We start from the raw sequence: 23,669 nt of genomic DNA, 5'->3' as shown, positions 1-23,669 counted from the left end.
ATTTTGGATCTGACTTCAGCAAGTATTTTTTTACTCGGGAGTACTTTTGGATTAATACTGAGAATATTTATTCAGAATAATTTTAAAATAAGAATAGGAATTGATATTCAAAATACTTCAATAGTCAATTTCATAGCATCTTTTTTATTAGGTATTTTAGTAGCATTAAATTTTATTAATCAAAATATATTATTGTTATTTTACACTGGATTTTTAGGATGTTTTAGTACATTTTCTTCTTTTATCTATCAGTTATTTATTTTATTTCAGAATAAGAAATATTTAAGTTTATTTTTTCACTTCATAGAAGTAATAGTTTTTTCTTTTCTATTATTTTATTTAGGTTATTTTCTTATTAAATCTTTTTAAAATGAAAATAAAAAATTTAATTTATTTTCTTTTTGCATCTTATATAGGCGCTTTTTTTAGATTATTTTTTGATAATAATTTCATTATTTCAATAGTTGGGTCATTTTTTTTTGGTTTTATTATCAGCAGAAGATTAAGTTACTCAGCCGAAAAATTTTTTTTTCATGGTTTCTTTCCCTGTTTTACATCTTTTAGTGGATTTATATATTTTTTGTATCAGTTTTTAAATCAAGGAGATTGGATTAAATTTATAATTTTTTCTAATTTGATCATTATTTTAAATTTATTTGTGATGTATTTGGGGTTTTGGATTAGTAGAAAAATTAGTTAGATTTCTTATAATATTGTTAATACATTGACAATGATTTATATCTATGAACGAAAGTAAAATAGAGTCGATTACATCCTTATCTTCAGATCTAAGTGCTAGAGAAAATATCACTATCCAACTTGAAGAATTGCTTGTTGCAGGCAATTATGATGAAGCAAAATTAATACTAGAACCTTCTCAACCAGTTGACATTGCTGATGCTATTGGCAGTCTTCCATTAATATTGCAAGCGTTAGCATTTCGATTATTAAAGAAAAATGAGGCAATAGAAGTTTATGAATATTTAGATCCAATAGTTCAGCAAACATTATTGGACAGGCTTCGTTCAGGAGAAGTTTTAGAAATTGTGGAAAAAATGTCACCTGACGATAGGGTTCAACTATTTGATGAGTTGCCTGCAAAAGTCGTAAGAAAATTTTTGTCTGCCCTTAGTCCTGGAGAAAGGAAAGTAACAGCGGAATTGCTTGGATATGAGCCTGAAACTGCTGGAAGATTGATGACTACTGAATTTATTGATCTTAAAGAGATGCAGACAGCTGCAGAGGCTTTAACTTTAGTAAGAAAAAGAGCTCCATTTACAGAAACTATTTACAGTTTATATGTAACAGATAAAGAAAGACATTTAACTGGTATTCTTTCGTTGAGAGACCTCGTAACAGCAGATCCTTCTAAGCCAATAGGAGATGTGATGACAAAAGATGTCGTTAATATTTCCACAAATACTAATCAAGAAGAAGTTGCAAGGGCAATACAAAGGTATGATTTTTTAGCTCTCCCGGTTGTCGATAAAGAAAAAAGACTTGTTGGAATAGTAACTGTCGATGATTTAATTGACGTTATTGAGCAAGAAGCAACTCGAGATATTTATGCTGCAGGCGCTGTTCAATCTGGTGATGAGGATGATTATTTCCAAAGTAGTTTATTCACAATTGCCAGAAGAAGGATTCTTTGGTTGTTAATTTTGGTTCTAGCAAACGGTTTAACTACAAAAGTTATTGCAATGAATGATCAAATCTTAAAAGAAATAGTTTTGCTAGCTGCTTTTATTCCATTGCTAATAGGTACGGGGGGAAATGTTGGCGCTCAAAGCTCTACTGTTGTTATTAGGGGTTTGAGTACACAAAAATTGAAGTCTCTTGGTGCAATTAAAGCAGTAGTTAGGGAAGCGATAACAGGGGCTCTCCTTGGGGTTTTGATGATGCTATTTATATTTCCTTTCGCTTGGTGGCAAGGAGAAGGGCCTTTAATAGCATATGCAGTAGGCATAAGTCTCATTTCGATAACAACCTTAGCAGCAACCACAGGAGCAATTCTTCCTTTGCTGTTTGACAGAATGAGGTTGGATCCGGCATTGATGTCCTCTCCTTTCATAACGACTGTTACTGACATCGCAGGTGTATTTATTTACCTGAGTACTGCAAAATGGCTATTAACTAGCCAATTTCTATAAAATTAAATAGGTATTTATTCTCATTTTTGTAAATTTGTGGATTTTTTTGTTTAACTTTACATTTCTTAATGGTATTGTTTACAAAACATCATTCAACTTTCATGTCTGAAACATTAAATGAGACTAAATTAGCAACTATATCGAGTTTAAAAGCAAGTAACGATGTTGATCTAGTTCGATCATACTTGAGAGATATAGGAAGAGTACCACTTTTATCTCATGAGCAAGAAATTACACTTGGTAGGCAAGTCCAAGAATACATGGAAGTTGAAAGAGCTGAATTAGAAATAATCGAAATTACGGGAGATAAACCAACTACTGAAGAATTATCAAAAAAATTAAATTTATCTATCTCCCAGATAAAAAAAAGATTAAGAGCTGGACAGAGAGCTAAAGAAAGAATGGTTGCTGCGAATTTACGATTGGTGGTCAGTGTTGCGAAAAAATATACTAAAAGGAATATGGAGTTACTAGATTTAATACAAGAAGGTACAATAGGGCTTGTTAGGGGAGTTGAAAAATTTGACCCAGCCAGAGGATATAAGTTTTCAACATATGCATATTGGTGGATTAGACAAGGGATTACAAGAGCGATAGCAGAAAAAAGTAGAGCAATAAGATTACCGATCCACATAACTGAAATGTTAAATAAATTAAAAAAGGGTCAAAGAGAATTGAGCCAAGAAATGTCTCGAACTCCTACAGTTAGCGAACTTGCCAAATATGTAGAACTTCCTGAAGAAGATGTTAAGGATTTGATGTGTAAAGCGGGACAGCCAGTTAGTCTTGAAACCAAGGTTGGTGATGGTGAAGATACTGTTTTATTAGATCTTTTAGCGGGTGGAGAAGACTTACCTGATGAACAAATTGAAATGGATTGTATGAGAGGAGATCTTCATTCACTACTTCATCAATTACCAGATTTACAATGCAGAGTTTTGAGGATGAGATATGGCATGGATGGTGATGAACCAATGTCTCTTACAGGTATTGGAAGAGTACTAGGGATAAGCAGGGATCGAGTTCGAAACCTAGAGAGAGATGGATTAAGAGGTTTGCGAAGACTTAGTGATAATGTTGAAGCTTATTTTGTTTCCTGAAGAAATTCATATATAAACTTATTTGTTACTTCTGGTTCTTCATCATGAGGACAGTGACCAGCATTTTTAACAATATCTAGTCTTTTAATATTCCTAAATTTATTCTTCCACTCTTTTGCTTCGCTTAAAGACTCCCAAGGATCTTTTTCTCCCCAAATTAATTGGATTGGAGTATCAACCTTGTCGAGAAGGTCTGTTGCAAGATAGTCGTCAAATAGGTTAATAAAGCCACGAAATGCTTCTTTAGAATTTTTCCTTTTAGAGGGTCTATATAATATTTCAATTAATTCTTCATCGATATTTTTTCCTGAGGGATAAGCTTGTTTAAGTATTTTCTTAATAATTTTTGGATTAGCAGCTCTTGAAAAAAGTGTATTACTAATTACTCTTTGCCTGACAATCGTTTTAAGGACGGGTCTAAGAAGATTCATTAAGATATCACTTCTTTTTAAACGTTTATCATCCATTGTTCTTTGTGCACAATCAATCAAAATGACACCTTTGCAATTATCTTTTAGGATTTCAGCAGCTTTTAATGCAATAACACCACCAATTGAATTTCCTACTAAGTAAACAGGCGATTTTATTACTTCTGCACAAAATGTTGATATTTGATTACCCCATAAGTTAAATGAATATTTAATTGAGTTTTCTTTATAAGGTTCGTAATCTAATAAAGCATTGGGCTGACTGCTTTTTCCAAATCCTAATAGATCAATTGCGTAGCAGTTAGAAACATTACCAAGAAAATCTTGATTATGTCTCCAGTGGTTTTTCGATGCCCCAAATCCATGAATTAATAAAATATTAGTATTTTTTTCGAAAGGAGATTTTTTTGATACAGACCAAGAAATTTCCCAATTTTTCCATTTCCAAGTTTCAGTTTTATTTAAAGACACTATTAATATGTTGTTAATTAAACTTTAATTCAAAAAAAAAATATTCGTTTTTAAACAATTATTCTTAGTTAAGAAAAGGGTTCACTTTATGAAAAAGAAAAAGGTTATGTGTGTTGGAGAGGCCTTAATAGACAGAATCAGAAATAAGTCAAATCAGGGATTTACAGATTTTTTGGGCGGCGCGCCAGCTAATGTTGCTTGTGCATTAAGAAAATTAAAAATAGATTCAATATTTATTGGATGTTTGGGAAGTGATGATTATGGAAAAAAATTTATAATGCAATTTAATGAATTGGACGTTAATTTAAATTTTTTGCAATTAGATAATAATTCATCTACTCGAGTGGTTAATGTAGATAGAGATCAGTTTGGAGATCGTTTTTTTTCAGGCTTTGAAGAAAGTTCTCACTCTTTCTTTGCAGACGAAATTTTTAGCAAGAAATTTATCGAAAAAGAAATTTTAAATTTTGAAAAATATCTTCTAGAAACAAAATATTTAGTTACGGGAACGATCTTATTATCATCTCCAATATCAGCAGAGACTATCTTTTTTCTTATTGAACATGCTAAAAAATTTGAAGTCAAAATAGTTATTGATTTAAATTGGAGAGAGGTTTTTTGGGATCATTCAAGTTTTTCATCAGAAATTAGTAAACCCGCGAGAGTTAATTTAATCAAGAAATTTTTAAATCATGCAAATGTTTTAAAACTTGCTAGAGAAGAAGCAACTTTATTTTTTGGGGATGAAAATCCCTTAATAATATCTCAACAAATGACTAATAATCCTGATGTAATAGTAACTGATGGAAAAAATCCTGTTGCATGGTATATCAATGGATTGCAGGGCATTACAGCAACTCCTACTTCACAAAAAATTATCGATACAACTGGTGCAGGCGATGCTTTTTTGGCTGGCTTAATTTCAAAATTAATTTCTTCTGGCTATCCTTCAAACGAACTAGAGATAGAAGATTGCATTAAGTTTGCATGTGTTTGTGGATTATTGACTTGTCTTGGTGAAGGCGCCATCGAGCAGCAGCCATATCATGAGAAGGTTAATAAATTCTTGGGATCTCTTATCTCGTAGTATCTTCCATGATTTTTTGCGTAACTAATTTTTATTTTCCAGAAGTTTTCAATATATGGTTCTATTAATTCTGGCCATTCAATAACCAAAATAGCTTGGTTTTGCATTGCCTCTTCTTCTTCTGAAAAAAAAACTTCTTTTGCTGAAGAAACATCCTCTAATCTGTATAAATCAAGGTGAATTAGCGGAATTTTTCCAGAGTTATAGTGATGTGATAAAGCAAATGTAGGGCTTGTAATGTCCTCAGAGATAGATAGCCCATCGGCAATGCCTTGAACAAATGAAGTTTTACCGGCCCCAATTGGACCTTGTAATAAAACAATTGATTGGGGATTTAATATGTGTGAGAGTTTATTTCCTAAATTTAAAGTCTCTTTTAAATTCTCAACAAACACAAAAATACACAAAAATCATTTATAGTTTAATAGAAAAATTATTTACTAGATATGGTAATAGCAAATTCAGTTAAAACCTCCATACCAAATTACGTAATTGCTGATATCGCCTTATCAGATTTTGGTCGTAAAGAAATTAAAATTGCCGAAACAGAAATGCCAGGATTAATGGCACTTAGAGGTAAATATCAATCTGAAAAGCCACTAAAAGGTGCAAAAATAGCTGGAAGTCTTCATATGACTATTCAGACAGCAGTTTTAATAGAAACTCTTGTTGATCTTGGTGCGGAAGTGAAATGGGCTTCATGCAATATTTTTTCAACTCAAGATCATGCAGCCGCAGCTATTGCTGAAAAAGGAATTTCTGTATATGCAAAAAAAGGTGAGACCCTTGATGAATATTGGCAGTATACCCATTACATCCTTGATTGGGGTGTAGAGTCTCCAAATATGATTCTTGATGACGGTGGAGATGCAACTGGCTTATTGATACTCGGCAGTAAAGCAGAGAAAGATTTATCTGTTTTAGATAATCCTGGAAATGAAGAAGAAATCGCTTTATTTAATTCAATTAAGTCTAAGTTAGAAAATGATAGTGACTTCTATTCTAGAATAAAGAATAATATCATTGGTGTTACTGAAGAAACTACAACAGGAGTTGCAAGACTTTATCAACTGCAAAAGCAAAATGCTTTACCTTTCCCTGCTATTAACGTTAATGATTCAGTCACTAAGAGCAAATTTGATAATTTATATGGCTGTCGAGAATCTCTAGTTGATAGCATTAAGCGTGCCACCGATGTCATGATTGCTGGAAAGGTAGCTTTAGTAATGGGATTTGGAGATGTAGGTAAAGGTTCAGCTCAGTCTCTAAGAGGACTAGGCGCAATTGTAAAGGTTGCTGAGGTTGATCCAATTTGTGCTCTTCAAGCTGCAATGGAAGGTTATAGTGTGGTTACTCTGGATGATGTTGTAAAAGATATTGATATATTTGTTACAGCCACTGGGAACTACAATGTAATAACCCATCAACATCTTGTAGAGATGAAGGATGAGGCTATTGTTTGTAATATCGGTCATTTCGATAATGAGATTGATGTGGCATCATTAAAAGATTATCCATGGGAAAATATTAAGCCTCAGGTTGATCACATAACTTTACCGAGTGGTAATAAGATAATTCTTTTAGCTGAAGGTAGATTAGTGAACTTAGGTTGTGCCACAGGACATCCAAGTTTTGTAATGAGTAATTCCTTTACTAATCAAGTATTAGCACAAATTGAACTTTTCAATAAGTCAGAGGAATACTCTAAGGAGGTTTATGTTTTACCAAAACATTTAGATGAAATGGTAGCTAGATTACATCTTGATAAAATTGGTGCAAAATTAACAAAATTAACTAAGGAACAAGCTGATTATATTAATGTTTCTGTTGAAGGTCCTTATAAACCAGAACTTTATAGATACTAAGTTTGAGTCTAATTTTTGTAAATTTTCTTACTTCAATTCCTGACTACATTAGTTTGGCTGTTGAAAAGAATTCAACAATCGCATACCTCACTATTGGTTTGGCTATGTTTTTGGAAAACATAATTCCTCCAATTCCCTCGGAAATAATTATGCCATTGGGAGGGTTTTTTGTTTATCAACAAAAATTAAATTTTTATATTTTAGTTTTTTGGGGATTATTAGGAACGATCCTGGGATCTTTGCCATGGTATTACTTAGGCAAATTAGTAAATGAACAAAGACTTTCAAACTTTCTTGACAAAAAAGGAAAATTTTTAGGAATTTCTTCAAATGATTTAATCAAAAGTAAAAGGTGGTTTGAAAGATATGGGAGCTCTTTGGTTTTTTGGGGTCGATTAGTGCCGGGAATAAGAACTTTAATTTCAGTTCCTGCAGGCATAGAACTTATGCCATTAAGAAAATTCTTAATTTGGACTACATTAGGTAGCTTGATTTGGGTTGCTCTTCTGACATATGCAGGTTATTTTTTTGGTGAAAATTATCAAATAATTGAAACTTATTTAGATCAAATCAAATATGTCGTGAAGCCAATTTTAATTTTAATTTTCTTATATTTTTTTATAAAACTGCTTATTAGATTAGTTAGAAAAAATAAAGATTAGAAAGGGATTTCGCTGGAATTATTGTTATTTGAATATTGGTTATTTTCAGAATCTTTTCTCGAGCCTAGTAAGTTTAATCTATCAACTCGAACAACTGGTTTGAATCTATCTTCACCAGTATTTTTATCTTTCCAACTATCAATTTTAAAGCTCCCTGTAATTCCAATTAAAGATCCTTTCTTAACATAATCTGCTGCTATTTGGGCTTGTTTACCCCATATTTCTAAATTAAACCAGTCTGGCTCTTCATCTCTGCTTCTTCTGTTCACTGCAAGAGTGAAATTAGCTACGATACTTCCAGATTCAAAATATCTGACATCTGGTTCTCTACCTGCTCTACCAACTAGGTTAATAGTGTTAATTTCCATAAATTTTTTTTTTATACTACTCCCTTTTTGAGTTTCTGCTCAAAGTTTTGCGTGCTATTCATAACCAAACGAGAGAATTGTGAGAGCTTAACAGAAAATAGATATATTATTTATAAAAAAGAATTCTTATTGTGATTTTTAACAGATTTAAATTTTCTAGAGACATTGGTATAGATTTGGGAACGGCCAATACTCTTATACATGTATCAGGGAAGGGAGTTGTTTTACAAGAGCCTTCTGTAGTAGCTATGGATTTAGAAGAAGGGGTCCCATTGGCTGTTGGTAAAGAAGCAAAGTTAATGCTTGGAAGAACACCTGGCAATATAAGAGCTGTAAGACCATTAAGAGATGGGGTTATTGCAGATTTTGATGCGGCAGAGCAAATGATAAAAACATTTATTCAAAAATGTAATGAAGGTAAGGGTTTAGTAGCCCCAAGAATAGTGATTGGTATTCCAAGTGGAGTAACAAGTGTTGAGCGAAGAGCAGTCAGAGAAGCTGGATTAGCCGGTGCAAGAGAAGTACACTTAATTGATGAACCTGTTGCAGCAGCGATAGGAGCATCTTTACCAGTAACTGAGCCAATTGGAACTATGATTGTTGATATTGGTGGAGGGACTACTGAGGTTGCAGTATTAAGTTTAGGTGGAACCGTATTAAGTGAATCTGTTCGAATAGCTGGTGACGAAATAAATGAATCAATTGCCCTTTATCTTAAAAAAGTTCATAATCTAGTTGTTGGAGAGAGAACTGCAGAAGACATTAAGATCAAAATAGGATCTGCATTCCCAGATGATGATTTTGATAAAACTACTCTAGAGGTAAGAGGTTTACATCTTTTATCTGGTTTACCTAGATCAGTTACTTTGACATCAGGAGAAATTAGAGAAGCCATGGCTGATACGCTTAGTAAAATAGTTGAAGCTGTAAAAAGAACTCTAGAAAGAACTCCCCCAGAACTCGCCGCAGATATTGTTGATAGGGGGATTATGCTTGCAGGAGGTGGAGCTTTAGTAAGAGGCATTAATGATTTATTAAGTGATGAAACGGGAATTTTTACTCACATTGCAGAAAACCCTCTGCTGTGTGTAGTTAATGGCTGTGGGGAGGTTTTAGATGATTTTAAAAAACTTAAAAGAGTAGTTGATACACCCGATTTTATTAGGAACGCGATAAGAGATTAATAATATGTTAGATATCCGACGAATTTCTACTAGTCGTTGGTGGCATAAAAAGAAAAGTTGGATTTTCTTTGTAATTTTTTTGTTTTTTATTTTTGTAAGGATATCAAAAGGATCTATTTATAAGGATTTTTATTATTTTCTTTCAAAGCCTTTTTGGCCTGGTCAATTTCAAAAAGAAGTTATTGTTAATAGTTTAGAACAAGAATTTTTAATAAAGTTAAACCTTCTTGAACAGGATAATATAAGATTACGGAAAATCTTATCTCTTCAAGAAGTATCTAATGATGATAATATTTCAGCTGCAGTTATTTCGAGAAAAACAGGAGGTTGGTGGAGACAAATAATATTAAATAAAGGTTCAAAAGATGGAGTTGAAGTTGGTAATTCTGTTATTGGTCCGGGGGGTTTATTAGGGAGAGTAAATAATACTTCTTTATTTACATCGTCAGTAACTTTAGTAACTTCTCCAGATAGTAAGTTAGGTGTATGGGTGGATAGAATTCAAATTAATGGTTTACTGGTCGGTGTAGGAGATGATTCTCCTAACTTGATACTTTTTTCAAAAGATGCGGATATAAAAGTTGGAGATTTTGTGTCATCTTCTCCTGCTAGTACTTTATTGCCTCCAAATATCCCTATCGGGATTGTTCAATCTATAGATGAGCCATTTAAAGAAAAAAAAATGATAAAAGTATCACTTTTGGCAAAACCTCACTCAATTGATTGGGTGCAAATTTTAAAACTAAAAATTTAATGTATAAATTTTTTAAAAAAAAAATTCCATTAATTTTTTTTGTTTTTATCCCAATTATTTTTTTATGGCATCCTAGTTGGCTTGGATTTTTAGGTTTTCAACCTTATTGGCCCTTATTTTGGTTATTGCCTTGGTCAATGATTAATGGATCAATGAGTGGACTAGTATTTGGTTTATTTTTAGGATTAATTTTAGACTCTATAACTTTAGCGGGGAATTTTACCCAAATTCCAGGTTTGATTTTATGTGGATTTTTGTTTGGGAGAATTAAATTACACAGTGATTTTTGGATAGGACATTTTAGGTATGGTTTAGTTTGTTCTTTTGGAAGTTTTTTATGTGGGACTTTTTATTTTTTACAGATTTTGTTTAAAAATTTTTCAGATAGTAATTTTTTAATGTTTATTCCCAGTTTTCAAAATATTTTAGCTGAAGTTTTTCTTACAGGTTTTTTTGCTCCCTTATTTTGCTCACAACTAATAAGAATTTTTAAATTTTCCAGGAGAAAATTACATTAAAAAATAACTTATGCCAAGAACTAGAAAGTTTTTTTTAATATTTATATCTTTGTATAATCTAAAAGTTTTTGTAAAACTTAGGAATATCTCATTGAGCGTACATAATGTTATATTTTTAATTGTTAGAATAAATATTCATAGCAATAATTCTTTGCTTTGAAATATCTGGAAATCTTTTTTAACTATGTCAAAAGCAAGAATCTTAGTTGTTGATGATGAACCAGCAGTATTGAAGGTATTAGTTACAAGACTTCAATTGGCAGGATATCAAGTTTATTCGGCCACTAATGGAGAAGAAGCTCTTGAATCTTTTCACAGAGATTCTCCAGACTTGATAGTTCTTGATGTTATGCTTCCAAAAATGGATGGTTTTGCTGTTTGCAGAAGAATTAGAGCTGAATCAGTTGTACCAATAATATTCCTAACTGCTTTAGAAGCAATTTCTGAGAGAGTCGCAGGTTTGGACTTAGGAGCTGATGACTACTTATCTAAACCATTTAGCCCAAAAGAGTTAGAGGCCAGGATAGCCACCATTTTGAGAAGGATGGGTCCTACTGTATCGGTTACCGAAACTAAAGAGGTTCCTTCCGGTAAAGGAGTTATGAAATTTGGAAGTTTAGTTGTCGATACTAATCGAAGACAAGTATCTAGAGCAGGCGAAAGAATTAGCCTTACTTATACTGAATTTAGTCTTCTAGAATTATTATTCGATGAGCCTGGTAAGGTTGTTCCACGAGCTGAAATATTAGAACAGTTATGGGGTTATCCTCCTCGTAGAGCTGCAGATTTAAGAGTTGTAGATGTTTATGTAGCAAGATTAAGAGGCAAATTGGAACCAGATCCAAGAAATCCAGAATTAATACTAACTGTTAGAGGTATTGGTTATGCATCTCAGAGAGTTGGCGAAACTGCAACAACTTTGGCAAGTTGAGCTTTATTCTGATACTTTTATTAAATAAAACATAATTATAAGTGTAAATTTTGTCTGAAATAAGAGAAGCCCGCCTACAAAAAGTTAATTTACTCGTTAGTAAAGGATTTGTTTCTTACGCAGAGAGTTTTAAAGTTTCACATACTACAAAATTTCTTATTCAAAAATTTGATTATTTAGAAAATGGTCAAGAGATAGACTTCAATGTTTCTCTCGCAGGACGAGTGATGGCAAAAAGAGTAATGGGTAAAATTGCCTTTTTTACAATAAGTGATCAAGAAGGTAAGATTCAGCTTTATTTAGATAAAAGGATTATTAATTCCAATTTAGAGAAACAAAAATTACTTTCTTTTGAAGATATTAAGGAGATAGTAGATATTGGTGATTGGATAGGCGTTTATGGAACGATTAAAAAAACTAATAAGGGTGAGCTTTCAATTAAAGTCCTAAATTGGGAAATGTTATCCAAATCATTGCAGCCTTTACCTGATAAATGGCATGGATTAACTGATATTGAAAAAAGATATAGACAACGTTATCTGGATTTAATAGTGAATCCTCACTCTAAAAATGTATTTAAAACAAGAGCAAAATGTATAAGTTTTATAAGAAATTGGCTAGATAATAGAAATTTTTTAGAGATAGAGACTCCAATTCTTCAATCTGAAGCTGGTGGTGCTGAAGCGAGACCATTTATTACTCATCACAATACATTAGATATTCCGCTTTTTCTGAGAATAGCTACAGAATTACATTTAAAAAGAATGGTTGTTGGAGGATTTGAGAAAGTTTATGAATTAGGAAGAATTTTCCGTAATGAAGGTATAAGTACAAAGCATAATCCTGAATTTACTTCAGTTGAAATTTATCAGGCTTTTTCTAACTATATCGATATGATGGATTTAACAGAGGAATTGATAAAAGATGTTGTAGCAGATGCATGTGGTTCTTTGGTTATAAATTATCAAAATCAGTCAATAGATTTTTCTAAACCTTGGACAAGAATTTCTATGAAAGATATTGTAAAAAAATACACAGGGATTGATTTTGATTCTTTCAATGGAAACTTTCAAGCAGCAAAAAAAGTTGTTAAAAGTATAAATGTTGAATTTTCTAATAAAGTAAATACTATGGGAAGACTTTTAAATGAGGTCTTTGAGCAAAAAGTAGAGTCACATCTTATTGAACCAACTTTTGTTATCGATTATCCTGTTGAAATTTCTCCTTTAGCTAGACCTCATCTTGATAATAAAGAAATGGTTCAGAGATTTGAATTGTTTATTGTTGGTCGTGAGCTGGCAAATGCTTTTAGTGAGTTAATAGATCCAGTTGATCAAAGACAAAGAATGCAATTACAGCAATCTCTGAGAGATGAAGGAGATCTTGAAGCTCATTGCATAGATGAGGATTTTTTGAATGCATTAGAGATTGGCATGCCTCCGACTGGGGGATTAGGCATAGGCATTGATAGACTTATTATGATAATTACGGACAGTCCATCAATTAGGGACGTAATCCCATTCCCATTATTAAAACCAGAAATAACTTCGAAAAAAAATGAAAAATTACCCTTGCATGAAGTAAAATAAATAAATCAATCCAATACGAATTTTTTAAATGAGTGGTGAACGTGTTGGTTTCCGTTTCAAACACGCGGATGCAGTAGTAAAAAGAAATCCTCAAGGCCGATCAAGAAGAGGATGGGTTATTGAACCAGTAGAGCAAACTACAAGTAGGGGCACAAAAATGCCTGCGTACAAAATTCGCTGGAGAGATAGTGAGAGACCTGAAACTGTTTTACAGCATATGTTAATTGCGGATCCAGACCCTTCTCCTCCCCCAAGTTCAGTAAGTTTAGATTCATAGTTTGGATAAGTCTGAATAATATTTTTATCTTTTTAGTGCAGAGTTTATTTCTTTTTTCATAGTTTTTTGTTTTTCGTCTTGTCTTTTGTCATGTAACTTTTTACCTTTACCAACCCCAATAGTTAGTTTTATCCATGATCCTTTTAAATAAAGAGATAATGGCACAATAGTCATTCCTTTTTTTTCAGCATTGGATTTCAGTTTTATTATTTCTTTTTTATGTAATAATAACTTTCTGCTTCTTAATGGATCATGGTTAAAAAAAGAACCCACATTTTTGTGTGGTGAAATGTGAACATTTAATAATAAAATTTCACCATCTCTGAATGAACAGTATCCGTCTCTTAAATTTGCTTTTCCATTTCTAATTGACTTTACTTCAGTCCCTAAAAGTTCAATTCCAGCTTCGATTGTTTCAGATATTGCATATTGAAATTTTGCGTATCTATTCTCAGCTAAATGTCTATAATTATTTTCTTTTTTTTTATTTTTTTGAGCTTTATTTGAATTTTTTGCCATTTTATTTGTTAAAAATCTTTCTACTCAGAACAATTGCAATTAACCTTTCATTATGGCAATAATTTCCTCCAATATAGGTAATAATGACTTTTCTTTTAGTAAAAAAGAACTTAGGCTAGTTGATTCAAAAATCATTCCAGAAGACAGAAGAAATAATAATCTTAATTTAGCTAGGCCTCTTAGTCTAAAAGAATTTATTGGCCAAGAAAAACTTAAGTCCTCTTTAAGAATAGCTATAGATGCTTCTATTTACAGGAAAGAACCTATGGAGCATACTCTTTTATATGGACAGCCTGGTTTAGGTAAGACCACCCTCGCTGTCTTAATAGCCCATGAAATGCAAACAAAATGTAGGATAGTCACTGCACCCTCAATTGAAAGACCTAGAGATATTGTAGGGTTACTGCTTGGATTAAAAGAAGGTGAAGTTTTATTTATTGATGAGATACATCGCTTAAATAAATTAACTGAAGAGTTGTTATATTCGGCAATGGAGGATTTTAGAATTGATTTAACTATGGGAGCTAATAGAGGAGCACGTTGCAGAACAATTAATCTTCCTAGGTTTACTCTGATCGGCGCGACAACTAAATTAGCCTCAATTAGTGCTCCTCTAAGAGATCGATTTGGCATATCTCAGAAAATTGAATTTTATACATCTGATGAATTAAAACAAATAATTGTTAAATTCTCCCAATTAATCAAACTTAATTTAGATGATGAAGCATCATATGATTTAGCAAAGATATCTCGAGGAACTCCTAGAATTGCTTTGAGATTATTAAGACGAGTTAGAGATTATGCTCAAGTTGTTAAGAAAACTAATGATATTTCTGTTAAATTAATTAAAAATGCTTTAAATTCTTACCAAATAGACGATAAAGGATTGGATGCCATAGATAGACAATATTTATCTTTTCTAAACCAAAACAATAATATTCCAACTGGCCTCGATGCAATCGCAGCTCGCTTAGGTGAGGATTCTTCAATGTTAGAATTTGTAGTTGAGCCATATTTAATCCAAATTGGTTTCCTCACAAGAACTCCTAGAGGGAGATTGCTTACTGCTTTAGGGAAACAGTACATTGATTCAAAGAATGATAACTTTTAAAAAAGTTAAGGTTTGTTTTGTATTAATTTTTGTTTTTATCAATATTTTTTATATCGCACCATGCTATTCATTATCTTTAAGAGAGAATTTGTTTCAGAATGCATTAGATTTAAGTTCAAGAGGAAAATTTAATATCGCTTTACAAGAATGGAATCGCTATCTCGCTTCTTATCCAGATGATGCTGCAGCTTTGAGTAATAGAGGCAATGTAAGACTTGTAATGGGAGATGTAGAGGGATCAATCGATGACCAAAATAAGGCAATAAATTTAAATCCTAGTGAAATAGATCCTTATATTAATAAAGGTATAGCAGAGGAAGCATTGGGTTTATGGTTGGAAGCGAAAAAAGATTATATGTTTGTTATCGCTCAAGATAGTACAAATTTCTCTGCATTGTATAATTTGGCTAATGTTGAAGGCTCAATATCACAATGGGAAAAAGCAAGAGATTTATTTTCAAAAGCTTCTTTATATAATCCTGGATTTGCTATGGCAAGGTCGAGTATGGCTTTAGCAGATTTCCAGTTGGGAAATTTGTATGAATCGGAAGAAGAATTAAAAAAATTAATTAGAAGATATCCTACTTTTGCAGATGCTAGGGCAGCTTTAACAGCTTTATATTGGTCTAAGGGTGAATCTGGTAAGGCAGAAAGTAATTGGATAGCAGTAACCGAATTAGATCCTAGGTATAGTGATGAGGAATGGTTAAAAAAAGTAAGAAGATGGCCTCCAAAACCAACTAAAGATTTAATGAACTTTATAGATTTAAAATAAGTAATGAATAGAGATCAGTTTTTAAATAAAATTGATTCGTTTAATGATGAATTAATTAATATTAGAAGACATATCCATGCACATCCTGAATTAAGTGGACTTGAAAATCAAACGGCGATTTTGATAAGTGGTTACTTAAAAAAAATTGGTTGGAAAGTTAGAGAATCAGTTGGTAGGACTGGAATTGTTGCTGATTTTGGGCCCTTAGATAAACCTATGATAGGTTTAAGAGTTGACATGGATGCTTTACCAATAGTTGAAGAAACTAAGTTAAGTTTTTCTTCAAAAGTTGATGGTGTTATGCATGCATGTGGCCATGATTTACATATAACTATTGGATTAGGAGTAGCAAATATTGTTAAGGATTTAAAACTTAATTATGGCACCCGGATAATTTTTCAGCCCGCCGAAGAAATTGCTAGTGGAGCTAGATGGATGATTAAGGATGGTGCAACTAATGGTTTAACCCATATTTTTGGGGTTCATGTCTACCCCGATTTATCTGTAGGGACTATTGGGATAAAAGAGGGAAGTTTAACTGCAGCAGCTGGAGAGCTAAAGATAGAGATTAAAGGTAAATCAGGCCATGGTGCTCGACCTCATGAAGGGGTTGATGCTATTTGGGCCGCTGCTAAAGTTATATCGGGCATTCAAGAATCAATAACACGTCAATTAGATCCTTTAGATCCTGTAGTAATAACTTTCGGTAAGATAAATGGTGGAAATGCATTCAACGTCCTTGCAGAAAAGGTTAATTTAATTGGTACCGTTAGATGTACTAATCTTAAATTATTTAAGAATATTGGTAATTGGCTCAGTGAAAATATCTCTTCTTTAGCTAGCAGTTGTGGAGCAGAAGCAAAAATAATTTTTAGAGAAATCACTCCACCAGTTAATAATGATTTTAAAATTAATAAAGTCCTAAGAGATTCGGGAATTAAGGTTTTGGGACAAGAAAATGTTATTGAATTACATAAACCGTCATTAGGTGCTGAAGATTTCGCCGAGTTTTTGAATGAAACGCCTGGAGCTATGTTTAGGCTTGGTGTTTCTAACTCAAATAGATGCGCGCCACTGCATAGTTCTAAATTTGATCCAGATGAAAGAGCTATTGCTGTTGGGATTAAAGTGATAACAGAATCCATTGTAAAATTAAATAATGAAATAATTAATACTGGTGATAAATGAAAATTAATAAGGAATTAATTCTGTCTTTTGTGGCTCCCTTTATGATAGTGATATCTGCTGTTGGCTTTATTTCAAAGGAAGGTGATAATAAGATATTCTATTTGCCTATCGGTTTAATGGGCATTTCAATTATTTTGGGGAAAGATATACAAAGAAGATTAGATAGAAAAAATATCTTAACAAGGATAAAGTCTTATCAGAAAGGTAAATAAAATACTTTATTTATTTTTACGCAATATGTGATGACTATTTTTTAGAAAAGAGCTAATAATAATATTAATACTAGGGGTGCTAAGAAATTTAACTTAGCTGAGATCATACCCTTTGAACCTGAATCTTGAATCCTTAATCTTGATCCAGGGAAGTGGAAATTTGATCAAACTTTAGTAATAACACTTTTAAAAATTCATAAATTATGAGAAGTTCCTGGATTAAGCCTCGCCTTGGGAAAGACAATGTAACACAGATGAACTTTGCAAGGAGCGGTTATATTACTGAAGAGATGGATTTTGTTGCTAAAAAAGAGAATCTACCTTCTTCTTTAATTATGGAAGAGGTAGCAAGAGGAAGATTAATCATTCCAGCTAATATTAATCATTTGAATCTTGAGCCAATGTCTATAGGTATTGCTTCCAGATGTAAAGTTAATGCAAATATTGGTGCTTCCCCTAATGCAAGTGATATCAATGAAGAAGTAGAAAAACTTAAGCTAGCTGTTAAATATGGTGCTGATACGGTGATGGACCTTTCTACAGGAGGAGTAAATTTAGATGAAGTAAGACAAGCAATTATTCACGAATCACCTGTTCCGATAGGAACAGTTCCTGTATATCAAGCTTTAGAAAGCGTACATGGCTCAATAGATAGACTAACTGAAGATGATTTTCTTCATATTATTGAAAAACATTGCCAGCAAGGCGTAGATTATCAAACTATACATGCTGGATTATTAATAGAGCATTTGCCAAAAGTAAAAGGAAGAATTACTGGAATTGTAAGTAGAGGAGGGGGGATTTTGGCTCAATGGATGTTGCATCATTTTAAGCAAAATCCACTATATACAAGGTTTGATGATATATGTGAGATTTTCAAGAAATATGATTGCACTTTTTCTTTAGGAGATTCACTCAGACCTGGATGTTTGCATGATGCGTCTGATGATGCTCAATTAGCTGAATTGAAGACCTTAGGAGAGCTTACTCGAAGAGCGTGGGCACATAATGTACAAGTTATGGTTGAGGGTCCTGGTCATGTACCTATGGATCAAATTGAGTTTAATGTTAGAAAGCAAATGGAGGAATGTTCAGAAGCTCCCTTTTATGTCCTTGGCCCATTGGTAACAGATATATCTCCTGGTTACGACCATATATCAAGTGCTATTGGAGCAGCGATGGCTGGTTGGTATGGAACATCTATGTTATGTTATGTAACCCCAAAAGAACATTTAGGTCTCCCCAATGCAGAAGATGTGCGAGAAGGATTAATTGCTTATAAGATAGCTGCCCATGCTGCTGATATAGCAAGACATAGGGCTGGAGCTCGTGATAGAGATGATGAACTTAGTCATGCAAGGTATAACTTTGATTGGAATAAACAATTTGAACTGTCATTAGATCCAGAACGAGCAAAGCAATATCATGATGAGACATTACCTGAAGAAATCTTTAAAAAAGCTGAATTTTGTTCTATGTGTGGACCTAAACATTGTCCAATGAATTCAAAAATTTCTGATGAGTCTCTTGATCAATTAAAAGGTAAACTTGAAGAATGTAATACTTCAGTGTAGCAATCAAAATATTTATAGAATTTCTTTCGTCTTATTAACTACATTTTCGACAGTAAATCCAAAGTTATTCATACATTCTCCACCTGGCGCTGATGCACCAAACCTATCCATAGTTATACAAATCCCATCAAAACCTGTATATTTATGCCAACCAAACGAATGGGCTGCTTCAACCACAACTCTCTTTTTCACACTATTAGGTAAAACACTCTCTTTGTAAGTTTCCTCTTGTTCTTCGAAAAGTTCTACACAAGGCATAGATACAACTCTAATTTTTTTACCTAATTTAGAAATTTCCTTACTTGCTTCAATACAAAGATTTAGTTCGCTTCCAGTACCAATAAATATTAGATCTGGCGTTCCTTCACAATCAGAAACTACATAACCGCCAAATGCAACTTTATCAATTGAGGTATTTTCTTGATTTGGCATACCTTGTCTACTTAGACAAAGTGCTGAAGGTCTTTTTCGATTTTGAATAGCAAGTTTATAAGCCCCACTCGTCTCATTCCCGTCTCCTGGTCTAAAAACTAGCATGTTTGGCATAGCTCGGAGAGAAGGGATAGTCTCGATAGGTTGATGTGTTGGACCATCTTCTCCAACACCAATTGAGTCATGAGTTAATACATAAATAACTCCTAATTCGCTTAGGGCTGAAAGCCTCATTGAACCTCTCATATAATCAGCGAAAACAAGGAATGTTCCGCCATAAGGAATAAGACCACTATTATGATAGGCGATGCCATTAAGTATGGCCGCCATGGCGTGTTCTCGCACACCAAAATGTAAATATCTTTTTTCAGGACTATGATGCTGAAATGATCCAGTTTCTCCCTTTATATCTGTATAGTTGGAGTGAGTTAAATCTGCGGATCCTCCAATTAATTCAGGCAGATTAGGTCCTAAAGCACCTAAACATATTTGTGAATGTTTTCTGGTTGCTAGCCCTTTATTTTCAGGAGTATAAGAAGGAAGATCGGAGTCCCAATTCTCAGGTAATTGCCCTTTTAGCATCCTATTTAACTCTGCTCCTTCTGACGGATATTTTTTTTGATATTCTTCAAATTTAGATTCCCATTCTTTCTCTAAGTTTTCGCCTTTATTTATTGATTTTCTAAAATGTTCATATACTTCATCTGGTATTTCAAATGGAGGATATTCCCAGTTTAGAAACTCTCTAGTTAATTTAGCTTCTTCTTCTCCAACAGCTGCTCCATGAATTCCAGCCGTGTCTGATTTATTAGGCGAACCATAACCTATGGTTGTAGAGATTTTTATAATTGAAGGTTTGTTTGTAATTAATTTTGCTTTTTCGATAGCTTCAGTTATTCCCTTGATATCATGATTCCCATCTTCAACATGTTGTACATGCCATCCATAAGCTTCGTATCTTTTTAAAACGTCTTCGGTGAAGGAAACATCAGTTCTCCCATCAATTGTAATTTGATTATCGTCATAGAGTGCAATTAATTTTCCAAGCTTAAGATGCCCAGCTAATGAGCAGGCCTCTGATGCGATGCCTTCTTGATTACAGCCATCACCCATTATTACGTAAGTATAGTGATCAACGATATTGCAATCAGGCTTATTAAATTTAGCTGCTAAGTGAGTTTCAGCTATTGCTAAACCAACTGCATTTGAAATTCCTGCTCCAAGAGGCCCAGCTGTAACTTCAACTCCTTCAGTTTCAAATGTTTCTGGATGTCCAGGAGTTTTTGATCCCCATTGCCTAAATTCTTTAATATCTTCTATGGAAACTGATTTGTATCCTGTCAAATGAAGCAAAGAATATAACAGCATACAGCCATGACCAGCTGATAATACAAAACGGTCTCTATTGAACCATTTTGGGTTATTAGGGTTGTGATTAAGAATGTTTTGCCATAATGCATAACCCATAGGAGCACACCCCATTGGCAATCCAGGATGTCCACTATTAGATTTATTTACTGCATCTACAGCAAGCATTCTTATACTATTTACACAAAGTGATTCTAATGAAACAGATGCAGCGACCATTGTTTTAAAAAAAGTTAAGTTGGAAATACAGAATTGGTTGTCTTCAATTCATTTTGCTAAAAGCAAGGCAAACATTGTGACCACCAAAGCCGAAAGAGTTAGAAAGAGCAGCTCTTACTTGAGTTTCTCTTGCATTATTTGGTACATAATCAAGATCACATTCAGGATCTGGATTGACGTAGTTAATTGTAGGAGGGATAAAATTATGTGTCAAAGAAAGTATACAAGCTACAGCTTCTATACCTCCTGAGCCTCCTAAGAGATGACCAGTCATCGACTTAGTAGAGCTTACAGGAATGAGGTAAGATCTGTCTCTAAAAATAGATTTAATTGCAGAAGTTTCATTTTTATCATTAGCTGATGTACTTGTTCCATGAGCATTAATGTAATCAACTTTTTCAAGGCTAAGACTAGCGTCTTCTATTGCTAATTTGATAGCTTTGGCGCCTCCAATTCCGCCTGGAGATGGAGCAGTAATATGATGAGCATCACATGTTGTTCCATACCCAATTATTTCTGCATAAATTCTCGCATTCCTTTTCTTTGCATTTTCTAAAGTTTCTAAAACAAGAATTCCAGATCCTTCTCCAATAACAAATCCATCTCTTTCTGCATCAAAAGGTCTGCTAGCAGTTTGAGGACTGTCATTTCTAGAAGAAAGAGCTTTTGCACTGGCAAAACCAGCTACTCCAAGAGGCGTGATACTTGCTTCTGCTCCTCCACAAATCATTGCATCTGCTTTTCCAAGTTGGAGTAATCTAAACGAATCACCAATTGCATTTGAACCAGCAGCGCAAGCGGTTGAAACAGAGGAACTTGGTCCTTTTGCACCTAAAGCGATTGCAGCCAATCCAGTTGCCATGTTTGGAATCATCATTGGGACTGTAAATGGACTTACTCTTTTAGGCCCTTTATGACTCAATATTTGAGCTTGACTTTCCATAGTTAGTAAGCCTCCAACACCAGAACCAATAATTACTCCAATTCTTGATGCATTAGCTTCAGTAATTTCAAGTCCAGAATCAGTAAAGGCTTGCTTCGCTGCAATAACTCCAAACTGGGAAAAACGATCCCATCTTTTGGATTCTTTTGCTTCTATAAAATTTTCAGATTGAAGATTTTTAACTTCTGCTGCAAACTTGCAAGGATGTTGTTCAGGATCAAAGAGAGTAATATCTGAGACACCATTAGTGCCTGTTTGAAGACCGACTAAATATTCATCAATGTTGTTACCAATTGGAGTAACTGCTCCGATACCAGTAATAACTACTCGATGGAAATTTGGCATTCTTTATTAACCTTTTTTTTCTTCGATGAATTTTACTGCATCGCCAACAGTTGCAATCCCTTCAGCTGCCTCATCAGGGATTTCAATATCAAATGCTTCTTCTAAAGCCATCACGAGTTCAACTGTATCTAAAGAATCTGCACCTAAATCATTTTGGAAATTTGAATCTGATTTTACTTCTCCTGCTTCAACACTTAATTGTTCTGAAACAATAGAACAGACTTTTTCAAGGATTTCTTGTGACATAGTTTCTGAAATTTACTAATTATCTATATGATTTTATGCCCTAGAGTTAACAAGAGTGAAGTATATCTTAATTTTTTTAATTTCTTTGTAAGACAATAGTATTATAAAACGAGGTTCAAAAGACAATTTTTACATGTCACACGCAGTTAAAATTTACGACACTTGCATTGGTTGTACCCAATGTGTAAGGGCTTGCCCACTTGATGTTTTAGAAATGGTTCCTTGGGACGGCTGTAAAGCTGGCCAAATAGCTTCTTCTCCTAGAACAGAAGATTGTGTAGGTTGCAAAAGATGTGAAACGGCATGTCCAACAGATTTCTTAAGTATTCGTGTTTATTTAGGAGATGAGACTTCAAGAAGCATGGGCTTAGCATATTAGTTTTTATAGTGCAGTTTTAAGAGAGTCCATTTTTTAATAATTACGCATTTTATTTCAATATAATTGAAAAAAAAAATTCGTATGTGCGGAATAGTCGCTGTAACTGGATATAAAAAAGCTTTACCATTATTAATGAATGGTTTAGAAAAACTTGAATATAGAGGTTATGATTCTGCAGGAATTGCAATAATCAATTCGGAGACAAATTGTATTTCTTGTAATAAGGCAGAGGGAAAACTGAAGAATTTAATAAGTAATCTTAATTATCAGAATATTCCTGGTACTGTCGGGATCGGACACACTAGATGGGCAACTCATGGTAAGCCTGAGGTCAAAAATGCTCATCCTCATACTGATAGTTCAGGAACCATAGCTGTGGTTCAAAATGGTATTATTGAAAATTTTCAAGATTTAAAAAATAAATTAGAGAAAGAGGGTATTATTTTTAATTCTGATACAGATACTGAAGTAATTCCCCATCTAATTCGAAGAGAGTTGAATGTATTAAATAAACTTAATCTCGAGAATAATGGTTCAACATTACTAGTAGCTGTGAGAAATGTAATATCTGATTTAGAAGGATCTTATGCCTTGGCAGTTTTATGGGCTGGAGCTCCTACTTCTTTGGTAGTTGCAAGAAAACAAGCGCCCTTGATTATTGGTTTGGGTGAAGGAGAATTTATTTGTGCTAGTGATACTCCAGCTATTGCAAACTTTACGAATATTATTCTGCCTATGGAGGATGAAGAAATAGCTTTACTAACTCCACTTGGAATTGAAATATATGACTCAAATAACGAGAGACAATATCGAAATCCAGTTTCTTTAAAAGTCTCAGATCAAATAATGGATAAGATGAATTTCAAGCATTACATGTTAAAAGAGATATATGATCAGCCTGAGACTGCAAAAAACTGGCTGGAAAATTATTTAACTAAAAATATAGATAATGGTCAATATCAAATCAACTATCC

26 protein-coding genes and 1 pseudogene are annotated in these 23,669 nt (G+C 33.3%); 20 read left to right on the top strand and 7 right to left on the bottom strand.

What is annotated here, in order from left to right:
* Positions 1–3 precede the first annotated feature (3 nt).
* The 4 genes from EV01_RS05160 (at position 4) to EV01_RS05175 (ending at position 3,250) form a co-directional block, all read left to right on the top strand.
* Positions 4–369 (top strand): fluoride efflux transporter FluC, encoded by a 366-nt coding sequence (locus EV01_RS05160; RefSeq protein WP_032517965.1) that lies wholly within the window; start codon positions 4–6, stop codon positions 367–369.
* A gap of 1 nt (position 370) precedes the next feature.
* Positions 371–700, top strand: a complete 330-nt coding sequence (locus EV01_RS05165) for a CrcB family protein (protein WP_032517964.1) — start codon at positions 371–373, stop codon at positions 698–700.
* Between the two features lie 43 nt (positions 701–743).
* Complete coding sequence (mgtE, locus tag EV01_RS05170; RefSeq protein ID WP_032517963.1) at positions 744–2,150, top strand: magnesium transporter; 1,407 nt, start codon at positions 744–746, stop codon at positions 2,148–2,150.
* Between the two features lie 101 nt (positions 2,151–2,251).
* Positions 2,252–3,250 carry an RpoD/SigA family RNA polymerase sigma factor gene (locus EV01_RS05175; protein ID WP_032517962.1) on the top strand — a complete coding sequence of 333 codons (999 nt, stop codon included), beginning with the start codon at positions 2,252–2,254 and terminating at the stop codon, positions 3,248–3,250.
* Here EV01_RS05175 and EV01_RS05180 read toward each other — a convergent pair.
* Complete coding sequence (locus EV01_RS05180; protein ID WP_032517961.1) at positions 3,235–4,149, bottom strand: alpha/beta fold hydrolase; 915 nt, start codon at positions 4,147–4,149, stop codon at positions 3,235–3,237. The genes EV01_RS05175 and EV01_RS05180 overlap by 16 nt on opposite strands.
* An 88-nt stretch (positions 4,150–4,237) precedes the next feature.
* Between EV01_RS05180 and EV01_RS05185 the strand changes: the two genes are divergently transcribed.
* The gene (locus EV01_RS05185; RefSeq protein WP_032517960.1) at positions 4,238–5,236 is read left to right on the top strand and encodes a carbohydrate kinase family protein; all 999 of its coding nucleotides are present in this window, start codon (positions 4,238–4,240) and stop codon (positions 5,234–5,236) included.
* Here EV01_RS05185 and tsaE read toward each other — a convergent pair.
* Positions 5,194–5,631 (bottom strand): tRNA (adenosine(37)-N6)-threonylcarbamoyltransferase complex ATPase subunit type 1 TsaE, encoded by a 438-nt coding sequence (gene tsaE, locus EV01_RS05190; RefSeq protein ID WP_032517959.1) that lies wholly within the window; start codon positions 5,629–5,631, stop codon positions 5,194–5,196. The two genes, EV01_RS05185 and tsaE, sit on opposite strands and share 43 nt — an antisense overlap.
* A 51-nt stretch (positions 5,632–5,682) precedes the next feature.
* Between tsaE and ahcY the strand changes: the two genes are divergently transcribed.
* Both ahcY and EV01_RS05200 read left to right on the top strand, forming a co-directional pair.
* Positions 5,683–7,101, top strand: a complete 1,419-nt coding sequence (gene ahcY / locus EV01_RS05195) for an adenosylhomocysteinase (protein ID WP_032517958.1) — start codon at positions 5,683–5,685, stop codon at positions 7,099–7,101.
* 2 nt (positions 7,102–7,103) lie between these two features.
* Positions 7,104–7,763, top strand: coding sequence for a DedA family protein (locus tag EV01_RS05200; protein ID WP_032517957.1), 660 nt, complete (start codon positions 7,104–7,106; stop codon positions 7,761–7,763).
* Here the strand turns inward: EV01_RS05200 and EV01_RS05205 are convergent.
* Complete coding sequence (locus EV01_RS05205; RefSeq protein WP_032517956.1) at positions 7,760–8,131, bottom strand: single-stranded DNA-binding protein; 372 nt, start codon at positions 8,129–8,131, stop codon at positions 7,760–7,762. The genes EV01_RS05200 and EV01_RS05205 overlap by 4 nt on opposite strands.
* Before the next feature lie 131 nt (positions 8,132–8,262).
* Here EV01_RS05205 and EV01_RS05210 point away from each other — a divergent pair, with 131 nt between their 5' ends.
* The 6 genes from EV01_RS05210 (at position 8,263) to EV01_RS05235 (ending at position 13,384) form a co-directional block, all read left to right on the top strand.
* Complete coding sequence (locus EV01_RS05210; RefSeq protein ID WP_032517955.1) at positions 8,263–9,315, top strand: rod shape-determining protein; 1,053 nt, start codon at positions 8,263–8,265, stop codon at positions 9,313–9,315.
* 4 nt (positions 9,316–9,319) lie between these two features.
* Positions 9,320–10,069, top strand: a complete 750-nt coding sequence (gene mreC, locus EV01_RS05215) for a rod shape-determining protein MreC (protein ID WP_032517954.1) — start codon at positions 9,320–9,322, stop codon at positions 10,067–10,069.
* Entirely contained in the window at positions 10,069–10,587 is a 519-nt protein-coding gene (locus tag EV01_RS05220) for a hypothetical protein (protein ID WP_032518080.1), read from the top strand. Before mreC ends, EV01_RS05220 begins: the two co-directional genes overlap by 1 nt.
* Before the next feature lie 184 nt (positions 10,588–10,771).
* Positions 10,772–11,518, top strand: coding sequence for a response regulator transcription factor RpaB (gene rpaB / locus EV01_RS05225; RefSeq protein ID WP_032517953.1), 747 nt, complete (start codon positions 10,772–10,774; stop codon positions 11,516–11,518).
* 50 nt (positions 11,519–11,568) lie between these two features.
* A complete protein-coding gene (lysS, locus tag EV01_RS05230) occupies positions 11,569–13,107 on the top strand; it encodes a lysine--tRNA ligase (protein WP_032517952.1) in 1,539 nt (512 codons plus the stop codon).
* A gap of 28 nt (positions 13,108–13,135) precedes the next feature.
* On the top strand, positions 13,136–13,384 hold the full coding sequence (locus EV01_RS05235) for a hypothetical protein (protein ID WP_011377252.1): 249 nt from the start codon (positions 13,136–13,138) through the stop codon (positions 13,382–13,384).
* A gap of 24 nt (positions 13,385–13,408) precedes the next feature.
* On the opposite strand, the gene smpB is transcribed toward EV01_RS05235, so the two are convergent.
* Positions 13,409–13,903: an SsrA-binding protein SmpB gene (gene smpB / locus EV01_RS05240; RefSeq protein WP_032517951.1), complete on the bottom strand. Its 495-nt coding sequence runs from the start codon at positions 13,901–13,903 to the stop codon at positions 13,409–13,411.
* Positions 13,904–13,955: 52 nt separating this feature from the next.
* On the opposite strand from smpB, the gene ruvB reads away from it, so the two are divergent.
* From ruvB to thiC, 5 genes are all read left to right on the top strand, one after another.
* Positions 13,956–15,014 carry a Holliday junction branch migration DNA helicase RuvB gene (ruvB, locus tag EV01_RS05245; protein WP_032517949.1) on the top strand — a complete coding sequence of 353 codons (1,059 nt, stop codon included), beginning with the start codon at positions 13,956–13,958 and terminating at the stop codon, positions 15,012–15,014.
* Complete coding sequence (locus tag EV01_RS05250; RefSeq protein WP_032517948.1) at positions 15,001–15,789, top strand: tetratricopeptide repeat protein; 789 nt, start codon at positions 15,001–15,003, stop codon at positions 15,787–15,789. The genes ruvB and EV01_RS05250 overlap by 14 nt, the downstream gene beginning before the upstream one ends.
* A gap of 3 nt (positions 15,790–15,792) precedes the next feature.
* Entirely contained in the window at positions 15,793–16,977 is a 1,185-nt protein-coding gene (locus EV01_RS05255; protein ID WP_032517947.1) for an amidohydrolase, read from the top strand.
* Positions 16,974–17,189 (top strand): DUF3188 domain-containing protein, encoded by a 216-nt coding sequence (locus EV01_RS0108870; RefSeq protein ID WP_032517946.1) that lies wholly within the window; start codon positions 16,974–16,976, stop codon positions 17,187–17,189. The genes EV01_RS05255 and EV01_RS0108870 overlap by 4 nt, the downstream gene beginning before the upstream one ends.
* 203 nt (positions 17,190–17,392) lie before the next feature.
* Complete coding sequence (gene thiC, locus EV01_RS05260) at positions 17,393–18,763, top strand: phosphomethylpyrimidine synthase ThiC (RefSeq protein ID WP_032518509.1); 1,371 nt, start codon at positions 17,393–17,395, stop codon at positions 18,761–18,763.
* 12 nt (positions 18,764–18,775) lie between these two features.
* On the opposite strand, the gene tkt is transcribed toward thiC, so the two are convergent.
* The 3 genes from tkt to acpP are packed head-to-tail and all read right to left on the bottom strand — an operon-like array spanning position 18,776 to position 22,316.
* Complete coding sequence (gene tkt / locus EV01_RS05265; RefSeq protein ID WP_032517943.1) at positions 18,776–20,782, bottom strand: transketolase; 2,007 nt, start codon at positions 20,780–20,782, stop codon at positions 18,776–18,778.
* Between the two features lie 43 nt (positions 20,783–20,825).
* Positions 20,826–22,070, bottom strand: coding sequence for a beta-ketoacyl-ACP synthase II (gene fabF, locus EV01_RS05270; RefSeq protein WP_032517941.1), 1,245 nt, complete (start codon positions 22,068–22,070; stop codon positions 20,826–20,828).
* Between the two features lie 6 nt (positions 22,071–22,076).
* Positions 22,077–22,316 (bottom strand): acyl carrier protein, encoded by a 240-nt coding sequence (gene acpP / locus EV01_RS05275; protein ID WP_002808065.1) that lies wholly within the window; start codon positions 22,314–22,316, stop codon positions 22,077–22,079.
* A gap of 133 nt (positions 22,317–22,449) precedes the next feature.
* On the opposite strand from acpP, the gene psaC reads away from it, so the two are divergent.
* Both psaC and EV01_RS0108860 read left to right on the top strand, forming a co-directional pair.
* Entirely contained in the window at positions 22,450–22,695 is a 246-nt protein-coding gene (psaC, locus tag EV01_RS0108865) for a photosystem I iron-sulfur center protein PsaC (protein WP_007099573.1), read from the top strand.
* Between the two features lie 81 nt (positions 22,696–22,776).
* Positions 22,777–23,669, top strand: a pseudogene (locus EV01_RS0108860) (glutamine--fructose-6-phosphate transaminase (isomerizing)); the annotation flags it as partial.

Origin of the sequence: Prochlorococcus marinus str. MIT 9401 (assembly GCF_000760095.1) — a bacterium.
GTDB classification, from domain to species: Bacteria; Cyanobacteriota; Cyanobacteriia; order PCC-6307; family Cyanobiaceae; genus Prochlorococcus_A; species Prochlorococcus_A marinus_I.
Note: the sequence above shows the minus strand (reverse complement) of the source record. Positions and strands in the feature narration are given on the sequence as shown.

Bases quoted from the DNA above. Each gene is read 5' to 3' on its own strand.
- EV01_RS05165 (WP_032517964.1), top strand. From the start codon at position 371: ATGAAAATAAAAAATTTAATTTATTTTCTTTTTGCATCTTATATAGGC.
- mgtE (WP_032517963.1), top strand. From the start codon at position 744: ATGAACGAAAGTAAAATAGAGTCGATTACATCCTTATCTTCAGATCTA.
- EV01_RS05175 (WP_032517962.1), top strand. From the start codon at position 2,252: ATGTCTGAAACATTAAATGAGACTAAATTAGCAACTATATCGAGTTTA.
- EV01_RS05185 (WP_032517960.1), top strand. From the start codon at position 4,238: ATGAAAAAGAAAAAGGTTATGTGTGTTGGAGAGGCCTTAATAGACAGA.
- ahcY (WP_032517958.1), top strand. From the start codon at position 5,683: ATGGTAATAGCAAATTCAGTTAAAACCTCCATACCAAATTACGTAATT.
- EV01_RS05205 (WP_032517956.1), bottom strand. From the start codon at position 8,131: ATGGAAATTAACACTATTAACCTAGTTGGTAGAGCAGGTAGAGAACCA.
- mreC (WP_032517954.1), top strand. From the start codon at position 9,320: ATGTTAGATATCCGACGAATTTCTACTAGTCGTTGGTGGCATAAAAAG.
- EV01_RS05220 (WP_032518080.1), top strand. From the start codon at position 10,069: ATGTATAAATTTTTTAAAAAAAAAATTCCATTAATTTTTTTTGTTTTT.
- rpaB (WP_032517953.1), top strand. From the start codon at position 10,772: ATGTCAAAAGCAAGAATCTTAGTTGTTGATGATGAACCAGCAGTATTG.
- EV01_RS05235 (WP_011377252.1), top strand. From the start codon at position 13,136: ATGAGTGGTGAACGTGTTGGTTTCCGTTTCAAACACGCGGATGCAGTA.
- smpB (WP_032517951.1), bottom strand. From the start codon at position 13,903: ATGGCAAAAAATTCAAATAAAGCTCAAAAAAATAAAAAAAAAGAAAAT.
- ruvB (WP_032517949.1), top strand. From the start codon at position 13,956: ATGGCAATAATTTCCTCCAATATAGGTAATAATGACTTTTCTTTTAGT.
- EV01_RS05250 (WP_032517948.1), top strand. From the start codon at position 15,001: ATGATAACTTTTAAAAAAGTTAAGGTTTGTTTTGTATTAATTTTTGTT.
- EV01_RS05255 (WP_032517947.1), top strand. From the start codon at position 15,793: ATGAATAGAGATCAGTTTTTAAATAAAATTGATTCGTTTAATGATGAA.
- EV01_RS0108870 (WP_032517946.1), top strand. From the start codon at position 16,974: ATGAAAATTAATAAGGAATTAATTCTGTCTTTTGTGGCTCCCTTTATG.
- thiC (WP_032518509.1), top strand. From the start codon at position 17,393: ATGAGAAGTTCCTGGATTAAGCCTCGCCTTGGGAAAGACAATGTAACA.
- tkt (WP_032517943.1), bottom strand. From the start codon at position 20,782: ATGGTCGCTGCATCTGTTTCATTAGAATCACTTTGTGTAAATAGTATA.
- fabF (WP_032517941.1), bottom strand. From the start codon at position 22,070: ATGCCAAATTTCCATCGAGTAGTTATTACTGGTATCGGAGCAGTTACT.
- acpP (WP_002808065.1), bottom strand. From the start codon at position 22,316: ATGTCACAAGAAATCCTTGAAAAAGTCTGTTCTATTGTTTCAGAACAA.
- psaC (WP_007099573.1), top strand. From the start codon at position 22,450: ATGTCACACGCAGTTAAAATTTACGACACTTGCATTGGTTGTACCCAA.